General features: G+C 56.3%; 14 protein-coding genes. 5 read left to right on the top strand and 9 right to left on the bottom strand.

Annotation, left to right across the window (positions count from 1 at the left end):
* Nucleotides 1-116 precede the first annotated feature (116 nt).
* From uvrB to ACR0AJ_RS15745, 3 genes are all read left to right on the top strand, one after another.
* Nucleotides 117-2,303 carry an excinuclease ABC subunit UvrB gene (uvrB, locus tag ACR0AJ_RS15755; protein WP_480741304.1) on the top strand — a complete coding sequence of 729 codons (2,187 nt, stop codon included), beginning with the start codon at nucleotides 117-119 and terminating at the stop codon, nucleotides 2,301-2,303.
* 79 nt (nucleotides 2,304-2,382) lie between these two features.
* On the top strand, nucleotides 2,383-2,946 hold the full coding sequence (locus ACR0AJ_RS15750) for a hypothetical protein (protein ID WP_480741302.1): 564 nt from the start codon (nucleotides 2,383-2,385) through the stop codon (nucleotides 2,944-2,946).
* A gap of 126 nt (nucleotides 2,947-3,072) precedes the next feature.
* The gene (locus ACR0AJ_RS15745; protein ID WP_480741301.1) at nucleotides 3,073-3,780 is read left to right on the top strand and encodes an ORF6N domain-containing protein; all 708 of its coding nucleotides are present in this window, start codon (nucleotides 3,073-3,075) and stop codon (nucleotides 3,778-3,780) included.
* Here the strand turns inward: ACR0AJ_RS15745 and ACR0AJ_RS15740 are convergent.
* The 4 genes from ACR0AJ_RS15740 to ACR0AJ_RS15725 form a co-directional block, all read right to left on the bottom strand.
* Nucleotides 3,777-4,130 (bottom strand): MmcQ/YjbR family DNA-binding protein, encoded by a 354-nt coding sequence (locus tag ACR0AJ_RS15740; protein WP_480741300.1) that lies wholly within the window; start codon nucleotides 4,128-4,130, stop codon nucleotides 3,777-3,779. The two genes, ACR0AJ_RS15745 and ACR0AJ_RS15740, sit on opposite strands and share 4 nt — an antisense overlap.
* Before the next feature lie 77 nt (nucleotides 4,131-4,207).
* Nucleotides 4,208-4,615, bottom strand: a complete 408-nt coding sequence (locus ACR0AJ_RS15735; protein WP_480741299.1) for a hypothetical protein — start codon at nucleotides 4,613-4,615, stop codon at nucleotides 4,208-4,210.
* A 63-nt stretch (nucleotides 4,616-4,678) separates the two neighbouring features.
* The gene (locus ACR0AJ_RS15730) at nucleotides 4,679-4,969 is read right to left on the bottom strand and encodes an antibiotic biosynthesis monooxygenase family protein (RefSeq protein ID WP_170350529.1); all 291 of its coding nucleotides are present in this window, start codon (nucleotides 4,967-4,969) and stop codon (nucleotides 4,679-4,681) included.
* 98 nt (nucleotides 4,970-5,067) lie between these two features.
* A complete protein-coding gene (locus ACR0AJ_RS15725; protein ID WP_254437241.1) occupies nucleotides 5,068-5,373 on the bottom strand; it encodes an excalibur calcium-binding domain-containing protein in 306 nt (101 codons plus the stop codon).
* 242 nt (nucleotides 5,374-5,615) lie between these two features.
* Between ACR0AJ_RS15725 and ACR0AJ_RS15720 the strand changes: the two genes are divergently transcribed.
* A complete protein-coding gene (locus ACR0AJ_RS15720) occupies nucleotides 5,616-6,119 on the top strand; it encodes a HugZ family pyridoxamine 5'-phosphate oxidase (protein WP_480741297.1) in 504 nt (167 codons plus the stop codon).
* On the opposite strand, the gene ACR0AJ_RS15715 is transcribed toward ACR0AJ_RS15720, so the two are convergent.
* On the bottom strand, nucleotides 6,104-6,511 hold the full coding sequence (locus ACR0AJ_RS15715) for a universal stress protein (protein WP_170350532.1): 408 nt from the start codon (nucleotides 6,509-6,511) through the stop codon (nucleotides 6,104-6,106). The genes ACR0AJ_RS15720 and ACR0AJ_RS15715 overlap by 16 nt on opposite strands.
* 62 nt (nucleotides 6,512-6,573) lie before the next feature.
* On the bottom strand, nucleotides 6,574-6,900 hold the full coding sequence (locus tag ACR0AJ_RS15710) for an antibiotic biosynthesis monooxygenase family protein (protein WP_170350533.1): 327 nt from the start codon (nucleotides 6,898-6,900) through the stop codon (nucleotides 6,574-6,576).
* Between the two features lie 146 nt (nucleotides 6,901-7,046).
* Between ACR0AJ_RS15710 and ACR0AJ_RS15705 the strand changes: the two genes are divergently transcribed.
* The gene (locus ACR0AJ_RS15705) at nucleotides 7,047-7,709 is read left to right on the top strand and encodes a hypothetical protein (RefSeq protein WP_170350534.1); all 663 of its coding nucleotides are present in this window, start codon (nucleotides 7,047-7,049) and stop codon (nucleotides 7,707-7,709) included.
* Between the two features lie 45 nt (nucleotides 7,710-7,754).
* Here ACR0AJ_RS15705 and ACR0AJ_RS15700 read toward each other — a convergent pair whose 3' ends face one another.
* The 3 genes from ACR0AJ_RS15700 to ACR0AJ_RS15690 form a co-directional block, all read right to left on the bottom strand.
* Nucleotides 7,755-10,043, bottom strand: a complete 2,289-nt coding sequence (locus tag ACR0AJ_RS15700) for a glycosyl hydrolase family 28-related protein (RefSeq protein ID WP_480648214.1) — start codon at nucleotides 10,041-10,043, stop codon at nucleotides 7,755-7,757.
* A gap of 134 nt (nucleotides 10,044-10,177) precedes the next feature.
* A complete protein-coding gene (locus ACR0AJ_RS15695; RefSeq protein WP_170361506.1) occupies nucleotides 10,178-10,579 on the bottom strand; it encodes a DUF4864 domain-containing protein in 402 nt (133 codons plus the stop codon).
* Nucleotides 10,580-10,627: 48 nt separating this feature from the next.
* On the bottom strand, nucleotides 10,628-12,202 hold the full coding sequence (locus ACR0AJ_RS15690; RefSeq protein ID WP_480741294.1) for a lysine--tRNA ligase: 1,575 nt from the start codon (nucleotides 12,200-12,202) through the stop codon (nucleotides 10,628-10,630).
* Nucleotides 12,203-12,307: the final 105 nt, after the last annotated feature.

Here is a 12,307-nt window from a genome sequence, read left to right as displayed (position 1 = left end):
GCGTCAGGCAGGCGGCGCGGACAAGTCCGCAATTGTCGCAATTTCGGCATTTGGAAATGCCCCCTTGAACAAGAACAAAAACAGATCAAAATCAGGCGCGAAAGGAATCTTCCCCTATGGCCTATGCTCATTCCGACAAGACCCAGATGAATGCCGAGGATGTCCGCGCCCGCCTGAAGCTGGAAGGCGGCAAGGAATTCGTTATGCATACCGAGTTCGCACCAGCGGGTGACCAACCAACGGCCATCAAGGAGCTGGCCGGGGGTGTGATGGACGGTGAACGCGATCAGGTTCTGCTGGGCGCGACGGGGACGGGCAAGACCTTTACCATGGCCAAGGTGATCGAGGAGACCCAGCGCCCGGCTATCATCCTTGCACCCAATAAGACGCTGGCAGCGCAGTTGTATGGCGAATTCAAAGGCTTCTTCCCCGAGAACTCGGTCGAGTATTTCGTGTCCTACTATGACTACTATCAGCCTGAGGCCTACGTGGCGCGGTCGGACACCTACATCGAGAAAGAATCCCAGATTAACGAGCAGATCGACCGGATGCGCCACTCGGCCACGCGGGCACTGTTAGAGCGGGACGATGTGATCATCGTCGCCTCGGTTTCCTGCATCTATGGTATTGGTTCAGTCGAAACCTATGGAGCGATGACGCAAGACCTAAAGGTCGGCAACGAATACGACCAGCGACAGGTGATGGCCGATCTGGTCGCCCAGCAATACCGGCGCAACGATCAAGCGTTTCAGCGCGGGTCTTTCCGGGTACGCGGCGATTCCTTGGAAATCTGGCCCGCCCACCTTGAGGATCGCGCCTGGAAATTCTCGTTCTTTGGCGAGGAACTGGAGACCATTACCGAATTCGACCCGCTGACTGGCGAACGCGCGGCCACAATGGAGCAGGTGCGCGTTTATGCGAACTCACACTACGTGACGCCGAAACCGACCATGCAGCAGGCCATCATTGGGATCAAAAAAGAACTCCGCACCCGGCTTGATCAACTGGTGGGCGAGGGCAAATTGCTGGAAGCGCAGCGACTGGAACAGCGCACCAATTTCGATCTGGAAATGCTTGAGGCCACCGGCGTCTGCAACGGAATCGAGAACTACTCGCGCTATCTCACAGGCCGCGCACCGGGCGAGCCGCCCCCGACCCTGTTCGAGTTCATCCCCGACAACGCGATCGTCTTTGCCGACGAATCCCACGTCAGCGTTCCGCAGATCGGCGGTATGTACCGGGGCGACTATCGGCGCAAGTTCACGCTGGCTGAACATGGGTTCCGGCTGCCCTCCTGCATGGACAACCGCCCCCTGAAGTTCGAGGAATGGGACGCCATGCGCCCCCAATCCGTCTTTGTCTCGGCCACCCCGGCAAAATGGGAGATTGAACAGACCGGCGGCGTCTTCACCGAACAGGTGATCCGCCCCACCGGCCTGCTAGACCCTGAGGTCGAAATCCGTCCTGTATCCATGCAGGTGGACGACCTGCTGGACGAGGTGCGCAAGGTGGCCGCCGATGGCTACCGCACGCTGGTCACGACCCTGACCAAACGCATGGCAGAGGATCTGACCGAATACCTGCATGAACAGGGCATCAAGGTCCGCTACATGCACTCGGACATCGACACGCTGGAACGTATCGAGATTCTGCGTGACCTGCGGCTGGGGGCGTTCGACGTGCTGGTTGGCATCAACCTGCTGCGCGAAGGGCTCGACATCCCCGAATGCGGGCTGGTCGCCATTCTGGACGCGGATAAAGAGGGTTTTTTGCGTTCCGAGACCTCTCTGGTTCAAACCATCGGCCGCGCCGCGCGGAACGCCGATGGCCGGGTGATCATGTATGCCGACAAGGTCACCGGTTCGATGGAACGTGCGCTGAATGAAACCAACCGCCGCCGCGCCAAGCAGCTCGCTTACAACGAGGAACACGGCATCACCCCTGAAACGGTGAAGAAGAATGTCGAAGACGTTCTGGCCGGTCTCTACGAAGGTGACGTTGACATGAACCGCGTCACCGCCACCATCGACAAACCGATGCACGGCGCAAACCTCGAGGCCCATCTGGACGGATTGCGCGACCAGATGCGCAAGGCCGCCGAGAACCTGGAATTCGAAGAGGCCGCCAATATCCGGGATGAGATCAAACGTCTGGAAGCGGTCGATCTGGCCGTCGCCGACGACCCCATGGCGCGCCAATGGGCGGTCGAGAAAGCCTCGGAAGACGCCGTGAAATCACGCGGACGGTCAACGGCTGGACGGCCGGGTCAGCGGGGCGGGAATGTGAAAAGGAAGAGGCGGTAATCGTGTTTGTTATTCTTTGGGTTGAATTAACGCGGCGAAAGGAACATCGTGCTGCACGGTAAGACTCGGAGAACAAACAATGAAATACCGTTGGTTTCATCTTTTAATTGTTTCAATTTTCTCGCTAACGGCATGCGGCGAAATTCAAGATCACTCCAAAATTAGCACTGCCTCTAAATCCATTGATGGCGAGTACATTGCTGGTGTCGGAGATACCGTACTCACTATAGAAAACTCTGAAAGCCTGCCAAATGCATTTGGAGCAGCTGATATTTTCGGAAGAACGCGACCTACCGGTACCACCACCGTATACTACAATGGATATGCCAATGATAAAGCTCAGTTTGTCCGCAGGGACGTTTTGATTCACAGTTCAAAAACTACGGTAAATAGCTCCCCGCTAGTAGTTAACCCAAGCAGCCAGAGTACTTTCACAGGAAACATCGGCGGCGTTCCGTACTATGGATCAAGCAGTACGAGTACCTATCCCATTATTGTTCCGCCGAATACACCTCAGGACCAAGTTGCAGGTATTCGCGACATCAACATTGCGGCCCAGATTGGCAAACCAGTTTTCGTAGCCGGCAAGGAAATTGTTATCATTGCCGCATCTCCCAACCAAGTTAAGTACACCATTCAGTAAACTGGGCGTGCATGCAGGATGGGAATATGTATCCATCCTGCTTCTCCTACCCCACACTTCAACCTTGCAGCCCAGCGCGCACTCCTCCACGTTTGAAATCACAAATTGTGATTCCAAACGGTTGCTATGACAAACCCAAACACCCTGCCCAGCACGCATGAGGTCCAAAGCGCCATTCACCGGGTGCGCGGCACCCGTGTGGTGCTGGCCGAGGATCTGGCGCAGTTCTACGGAAAATCCGTCAGCGCCTTCAATCAGGCCGTCTCGCGCAACAAGGACCTGTTCGAGGGCTACCGCTTTCAGCTGACCGATGCCGAGGTCGCCGAATTGCAATCACAGAATGTGATCTCAAAACCCAAGGGCCGCGGCGGGCGGCGGGTCAACCCTTGGGTCTATACCGATTACGGCGTGGCCATCGCCTCGGCCCTGTTCAAGGACCCGCGCGCGATCAAGATCACCCGGATGATCACCGAGGCCTTCGTTGACGGCGCAAATGCGCTGGCAGAGACCCCGCGCAGCGTGCCGGAAATCCTGCCGCCCGAGAACGCCCCGACCCCGCTGTTGCCTAATGGTGAGCAGTTGCGCGATCTGGCCGAAAACATCCTCGATTCCGGGCAGCAGAGCCTTGTCGATTACATCGCCAACCCCACCACCAAGCGCCAGCAGGCCGTAGCGGCGATTATGAAAACTCTGGCGGAAACCGCCGGAGAAGAAGTGCGTACCCAGCACGAACGCCTGCGCCTGAACATCGCCCAGCGTCTGGCGATCGGAGATTACGCCGATGATGACGACCGAAAACGTCTGCTGGAATTGCTGCACGCGATGAAAGGTTAGACGCCCAATTCGGCCCGCGCCTTCTTGGTCAGCTTGGCCACGACCAGATCATAGGACGTCACGATATGCTCGCGCAGGGAAGCATCGCTCATTCCGCGTTCCTCATAGACCTGCAGCCACTTCATCCCCCGCGAGGCCAGATAAGGCGCTGGGCGGATGCCGGGCTCATCACCCAGCACCTCAAAAGCCAGATCGGTGGTCTTGAAGGTGAACGCATCACACCCGTCGTTCCAACCGCAGATCGCAAAGACCTTGCCGCCCACCTTCCACACATCCGCATTGCCCCATTGCACCACGTGGCTGGTGGCTTTGAGGCTGGCGCAAAAGCTGTTGAATTCATCACGGGTCATGGCCCGATCTTGGCTTGCAGGATCAACTGAAAGCAAGCGAGAAGATCAATCCTCTCGCTTACTTTCTTTCCATGCGTTTAGTAGCTGACCCACCAATCATGTAAGTTGCGTTTGCCGTCAGTGAACCTCAGGTCACGGCCCATAAAATAGACTTTCGAACAGCGTTCGCCTTTGCCAGAGGTATCAGATTCCCGGCAAAGTTCATTGCCTTTGACGGACCACGTGCCTTTATCTGTCCATGACCCGTCATTTGCCGTCGAAGATTGTTTTCCATCTTTTTCAAACGTCCAGGTCCAGTTGGAACTCTTGAGAGTGTTCCCCGAAACGATCTTTTCTATCGACGCCCCGTCCATTTGCTGTGCGCCCATATCCTTAATCTGAGACACCTTGGTCGCCGTCAGGAAATCTTTGGATGTGTCAGCAATGGCCGCACCGGAAAACAGGGTTGCGATCAAAGCCATAGCTGCGCATTTCGAAAAGTTCATTGAACATTCCTCCTGAAAAAGTCTGGTACTGGAGTTGAGAAATTTGGCCCTGAATACGCGGACCTATCCTTTATCCCAATGGACAACCACGTCGAACCCGGCCGGTGATGGCGGGCCTTCTAGGAATTCGGCAAAATGTCCCCAAAGCGCCGCCACTTTGGGGGCGTTGGCGTTCGAGGTTTCCTCGCTTTGAACCACGGCCACAACAAAACCGGTACCGTCCTCATTCATGACATTGGTAAAGCTGTGCATGCCTTCCATGCCCATAATCTGATCTTTAAGCTCGTTCATCTTTGCCTCGGCCGCATCCCGCATTCCGGGCTTCATCTTGAACTGAGTAATACGTGCAAACATGATTTTCCTCGCTATCTGGGCGAAATCCCCCAATGACGGCCAAAACGACGCGTCCGGCGGAGTGTACCACAGTCACGGGGATTCTGTTAGATTTGGGGTCAGGGCCGCAGGAATTTGGCGTTGCCGACTGTCCGCGATCTGGGCGTTTCAGCCGGTTGCGGCACTGCGCTCTGCCCGGAAATCGACCTTTGCGTTCCGCAGGCCACACCATCGCCATCGGGGTCATTGCGCGGGTGATACCCAGGACCGCCCTCAACGAATGGCCCCGGCACAATGGTTTCAATCGCGCCGCACCCGGCCAGGGCAATCAGATGCAGCAAAGCTTCTTCGTGCCTATACTCAGACGTCCGCAGATAGACCCCCACGACGATACCCATAGTCGTCACCGGCAGCATCAGGACCATGAGGAAAATTCGAACCGGGGATAATGCGCGTTTCCGCTGCGCCTCAGCCCGTTTTTGACGCCGCGAAACCTTGGGGGCAGAAGATTCCGTTTCAGGGGTGGGTTTTCTAAACTGCATTCCCCTCTGTTACCCTCGATTTGTGGCGAAACCGAGACCCCAATTGACCCGGAAACAAGCCCTCGCACAGAGAGGGCATAGGGGGTATCTTATGCTTGTTTCAAACAGCTAGAACCACGCACATCATGAGCCAATCCAGCCCATTTCACCCGGTCGATGAGACCGCCCGATGTTTGACTCGTGATCTGATCGAGGGCGCAACCTATGGTGCGCTTGCCACTTTGCGACCGGACCTAGGGGTGCCTTCGGTGTCGCGCATCGGCCTGGCCACGGATGACGCGGGCAGCCCTATGACCCTGATTTCGACATTGGCGGATCATACAGCCGCCTTGCGTGCCAATCCGGTTTGCGCGTTGCTAATCGGAGAACCCGGCAACACCGGCGACCCGCTGACCCATCCCCGATTGACATTGCATGCCACAGCCACATTCGTTGCCCGTGAAAGCGCCGAACATGCCAGCTTGCGGTCGCGGTATCTGACCTTGCGACCCAAATCGAAACTCTATGTCGATTTCACCGATTTCAGCTTTGTGCGTTTCGCCATTTCAGACGCCGTTCTGAACGGAGGGTTCGGCAAGGCCTGGCGCCTTGCCCCCAGCGATTTGCGGCCTGATCAGCGCACCACGTGAACCGCGCAGGCGGCGTGACGGACCACGTGGTTTGTGGTTGAGCCCAACAAAAGATCCTGCATGCCAGGCCGGTGTGAGGCCATGATGATCAGGTCAGGCTTGTGGGATTCCGCCCAGTCCAGAATGGTGCGCCCAGAATGCCCTTCGATCACCACACCCGTCGCATTGGACAGCTTGGCCGCCAACTCATCCAGCTCGCCCTGGACCGCCTTGCGGGCCGCGGTCAGATATTCCGGTGGCATGTAGGAAATCGCGTAGTTCGGAATATGCTCGACCACATGCAGCAGTGTCACCTGAGCATCTGGTGTTGCCAAAATCTCGGCCAGTTTCAGCGGGCCGGAGATATCCCGATCGGCATCAAATGAAATTGGAACAAGAATGTTGTGATACATGGTGAGCCTCTACTTTCTTCAGCCACCATATCTGAATTTTTCGATTAAGGTTTTGATACAAGTCAGGAACTGCCAAAAGTTTCGGCCACGTCATACATCACCGGCTCAAAGCTTTTACACATCTCGTTGATCTTGCGATTGCGATCGCGCATTTCCGGCGTTCGCAACATTGCCAGAAAATCCTCACGACGGTTCCATTGGGAATAGTTGGCAATCCGCGTCTGCGCATCGTTCACATGCAGCCCTGCGGAAACAAATCCCGGCTGTTTCGAGATAAACTCGGCGTAGGCGTCGGTCAACGCATCCAACAGATCGTGGCAGGTGCCCGGTGTCATCTCAAAAGTGGTGATGACAGTCTGGACGCTCGCGGTCTTGGAAATCTTCGGCATCTGGAATCTCCCTTTTCTTTTGCAAGCTTAACACAGGATTTGGAAAGGTCTTGTGTTTCCTTAAACGACACGTCGCCTTGGATTGGTTTCCAGAAAATAAACAAAACACTAACCAACCGTTAACCATGCTTGCGGAAACTGCGTGCATGTTCCGGGTTCTCGCTTTTTTGGTATTGCTGCTTGCCGCAGCCCCGGCTTGGTCCGGCGCATGGCTGCGTGAGAAGGACGCAGCGTTCACCGCGGCCTCGGTCACTGCATTCAAAGACCGTGACGGCAGCTATGATTACAAAACGGCGCTTTATGCTGAATTCGGATACAGGCCGAACCTCACAATCGGGGTAGATTTCGAACAAAGCCGGGATTTCTACGGCCACGCCCTGTTGTTTGCCCGGGTTCCCGTGGCCAATTTCAACAAATGGGGGCATTTCGCGGCCGAGTTCGGGGCCGGTGCCCACCACAAGCAACTTGACGCCTGGGCGATGTACAAACTGACCCTGTCCTATGGCAAAGGGTTTCAAACCGGTTGGGGCAACGGTTGGGTTGCGGTCGACACGGCCCTGGAAATTCGCACACATGACGCGGTTTATCGCAAACTGGATATCACGGCGGGCCTTTCGTCAGATCGATTGCTCAATCCTCTGATACAGGTGGAAACGGCTTATACCTCTGGACACTCGTTATTTTGGAGGGCCAGGCCCTCGGTCATGATCCGTGCGCGCGACAAAGGGCCCACCTGGGTGCTGGGCCTTGAACGCAACGATGCCCGCAACGATACTGGTTTGAAAATCGCGCTTTGGGAAGAGTTTTGATACCGGTGAAATGGCCACCCTGCAAAAGTGTGGCCATCCCAGTTGTCAGCTTTCCATACGAATGCGGGTCGAGACTTCTCCGCGGACCGCCTCGGGCCAGCGCAGGTTGATCGCGTTTCTCGACGCACCTTGTTCTAACTGCACATAGGGGGTGGCATAGGTCACCGCGCCGAATGTATTTCTCAAAGCTCCCAATGCCGTAACCGCGTCGCAACTACGCGCATAGCCCCCGAAAGGCAGCTCTCCGGCTGTCTGAACGGACCAGGCTTGCGCTGCGGTTCCTTGCGTATGCTTGACCCGCAATGGGTTCGCAACTTTTTGGTCAACGCCGTGAAAGGTATTGTTTTCAAACATCACATTGCGATGCGCATAGTTGTTCATACTGGCAAATGAGGTATCCACCCGTTCCACCCGCGTGATACCACCGCTTGTTGCGCGGAACTTATTTCCGGTCACGATCACACCGTTCAGGAAGTGTCCTGCACCATGGGGACGAACAATGAGGTAAGTGAACCAGGGCGGGGCCTCGCTGGAATAGAAAATATTGTCGGTAATGGCCATCGAGCTGAAGGAAAACCCGGTTGTGTAAACCGGATCTGCGTCACGTTCGTTGGTCCACAGGATCGAGCAATTGTCGATATAGTTCCCCGAGATTGTCGAGCTGTTGTAAGTGCCGATCATGACCAATCCAGGGCTGCGTACACCTTGTGGAATGCTGTCGCCCTGAAAAAAGTGATTGCCGAGGATCATGTTGTTGGTGCCACCCAGAACCGCAAAATGGCGGAACCGTACGGCCCGGTTGTGGCGCAGTTTGACGTCGTTGGCCGTCGCGTTTAGCGCGATCGACGAACGGTCTGGGACGTTAAAGGATTCTTCGGTGGACAGGAATTGACACGTATCGATCAACATGCCCTGACAACCAGTACCGATAGACGTGATCCCGCGATCTTTGGGGCGGCTGACAAAACAGTTCGCCAATGCAAAGGTGCTGCCTGACGGGGCCAGACGGATCGCGCTGCTGCGGCCGTTACATTGGAATTCGATCTGTTCCATTCCAAATTTGCGCAGCGTGCTGAAACCACTGAAATCCAGCAGGTACTTGAAAGACAGGAACGTGAATGTCTGCGTACCAGACGCATCGTAGAGCGGCGCGCTGAGCGTGATTTCACCCGCGCCGTCGTTCTTCGAACGCACGTAAATCTCGCGACCGACCCCGCTCCCCTGTACCAGACAACCAACCGGAATGTTGGCCACATTCGCCACGTTCACCAACCGGGTGGGATCGTTCGGGTTGTAGGTCGCGACCGATGTAAAGGTTTCGGTATCCCAGGCCGTACTGCTTTTGACGTCAAACTGTCCGTTGCGGATCACACGGCGCGTCGAGAATCCGGTTTGCCGGTTCGGAACAGCAGCGGCCATATCGATGGGCTCGGTTACCGATACCTTGCGCCCACCCATATCCAACGATTCATGGTCAGAATTGTTCAACAACGCCTGAAACGCCTTTTTAAAGGCCCGCATTTCATCACCAAACGCATTGATATAGGTCGGCAGATCAAAATTCTTGGTCAGCAGCAGCATCTTGTCATCCGGCATTGTTACGGTGCCTTCAAATTCGATCTCGGATGCCACCGACGTGTTTTGCGCCAGCAGATAGGTCCCCTCGGGCACGAAAATACGACGACCATTCGCAGCCTGATCCGCGGCCTCAAACGCAGCTGAGTCATCCGTCACGCCATCCCCGACCGCGCCGAAATCGCGGACATCGACCAGACTGATGAGATTGCGAAGGAACACACCGGTGACATCCGAAATCTCGATATCATCAACGCGGATAACCGCCCCATTTGCGCCGTCGATATCCAGACCGAAATGCCCGTAAAGGGCTTGTACACCCCATGGCATATCCACGCCAGGGCGTTGACCGGTGCCGACAATGGCCGTGATCTCGTGCACAGTGCCATAGCCCGAAAGCTGCGTGGCCGGGCCTTGCTCGACCACACCGGTAACCTGAACATCCCCGGTACCGCCAGCCCATCCGGCGATACGTACCTCGGGCAGCGGGCCGCTGATGGCTTTGACCCGAGCCTTGATTTGCAGGTAACAGCCCGGCAGCAACGGCGTCTGCCCCATGTAACGCAGGCGCTGGGTGGTGCTGACTTTCAGGATTTCCAGACAGCCCGCAAAATCCGCATCCGCCGGAACAAATGCGCCGGTGCCCGATCCGTCATAGGTAGGCGAGCCGGGCGTCCCGTCGCCGCTGGACCACACATTCAAACCATTTGCGAAAGCAGGCGGCGTGAACACGATACCGTCGGTGATTGCCTTGTTCATAGAAATCCCTTTCCCAATCGCGCCGCATCAGCGCGCATAAACCCAGTGCCCGGAGACACACGCCCCGAACGCAAAAGCCTGAGTACCGAAAAGGGATTAACCGCCGCTCATATCACCGTGACGGTGGTGTTGCATCAAGCTGCCGGATCAGAATTGCCCAGCAGTTGCACGCCATTGATCTTCCAACCGTTGTCCATCTGCACCATCTGATAGTCCAGGATATGCACCCTACCAGCGTCATCAGTGATCATGACTTTTTGCCACAGCGCCCCGGCCACCTCGCGCAATTCCAGAAAACGAACCTCCGCCGGACGCCAGACCATCGGATAGCCGCGCCTAACCATGACGCCGAAATTCTCGGGCGTTTGAAACAGTTGCTGGATATTGGGGCTGGCAAAGGTAAAGGCGGTGGCAAAATCATCAGCCTCAAACGCCTTAATCTGCGCCGCGATGTTTTTCTCGATCTCGGCGCTTTGGGCAAACGCGCCCGAGGCCAAACCGGCGCTGAGGGATAGTGCAAGCAGTATTCGACGCATGGGGCCACCTCCTGTTGAAAGAGTAGCCCCACGCGGTATCAGGTCAAATCAGACCAGCTCACCCGCCAACGCCTTATCGATCAGCGCGATCGTTTCCGGCACGCCGTACAGCGCGATAAAGCCGCCAAAACGTGGGCCCTGCGAGGCACCCAACAACACTTCATACAGCGCAGTAAACCAACCCCGCATGGGATCGAACCGCTCTCGCCCGATCGAATAAACCACCGATTGCAGCGCTTCATCCTCAATGGGGCCGTCATAAGCTTCCAACGCAGTTTTCAGTGCCTCCAACGCTTCGCGTTCCTGATCCGTCGGGGCGCGGTGCCGACGTGTTGGTTTGACGAAATCGTTGAAATAGCGCACAGCAAAGCCAGCCGCCTGATCCAGATCCGGATGCGTTTCAGCCGTCGCCTCAGGCGCATAGCGGCGAATGAACCCCCACAACGCCTCTTTATCCTCAGCCCCCGAAACGGACGCGAGGTTCAACAACATCGCAAAAGGCACCATCAGCGTGGATGCAGGAACATTGCCGCCATGGATATGCCAAACAGGGTTGTTCAACTGGGCCTTCAGCTCCTGCCCCGGATAGGCTCGCAGCTGTTGATGATACTCATCCACTGCCTTCGGGATTACGTCAAAATACAGCCGCTTTGCCGTCTTGGGCTTTTGATACATGAAATACGACAGGCTTTCAGGCGCGGCATAGGTCAGCCATTCCTCCATCGACAAGCCATTGCCCTTCGATTTGGAAATCTTCTGGCCCTGCTCGTCGTTGAACAGCTCATAGCTCAGCGCCTCGGGTGGCTTTTGGCCCAGCGCCCGGCAAATCTTGGACGACTGCGTGACCGAGTCGATCAGGTCCTTGCCCGACATCTCATAGTCCACACCCAGCGCAGCCCAGCGCATCGCCCAATCCGGCTTCCACTGCATCTTGACGTTACCGCCAGTGACCGGGATTTCGACCTTCTCGCCGTCAGGTTCCTGATAGACGATCGTGCCCTTAGCGACATTGCGCTCCAGCGTCGGCACTTGCAGCACGTGCCCGGTTTTCGGGCTGATCGGCAGGAAGCACGAATAGGTCTCGCGCCGTTCTGGCCCAAGCGTCGGCAGCATGATCTCTTGAATTTTGTCGAAGCGCTCCAACGCGATCAACAGCATCTCATCAAACCGACCGCTGGTGTAGTAATCCGTGGCCGAGGCGAACTCGTACTCAAACCCGAAACTGTCCAGGAAATCGCACAGCATCGCATTGTTGTGCTGGGCAAACCCGGCATGGGTGCCAAACGGATCGCGCACCTTGGTCAGCGGCAGATGCAGGTCTTCTTTCAGCTCTTCCTGCATCGGCACGTTGGTCGGCACCTTGCGGAAACCGTCCATGTCGTCCGAGAAACAGATCAGCTTAGTCGGGATGTCACTGATTTGTTCAAAGGCGTGACGGACCATCGAGGTCCGTGCAACCTCGCCAAATGTACCGATATGCGGCAGACCCGACGGGCCATAGCCGGTCTGAAACAGCACGTATCCCTTTTCCGGAGCCGCTTTCTGATAGCGTTTGAGCACCCGGCGCGCCTCTTCGAAAGGCCAGGCCTTGGACGCAATCGCGGTTTCACGCAGTTCAGACATTTTTAGACAAGCTCCATCGGGAAAAACAGCGCCGGTCACCCCATGCAACCGACCGGACCCTCCTATTGTGCCGGTGCAGCATGAGTCAATAAAGCGCTGGTTTTT

It is taken from the genome of Ruegeria sp. CJ9, from assembly GCF_056536625.1.
Note: the sequence above shows the minus strand (reverse complement) of the source record. Positions and strands in the feature narration are given on the sequence as shown.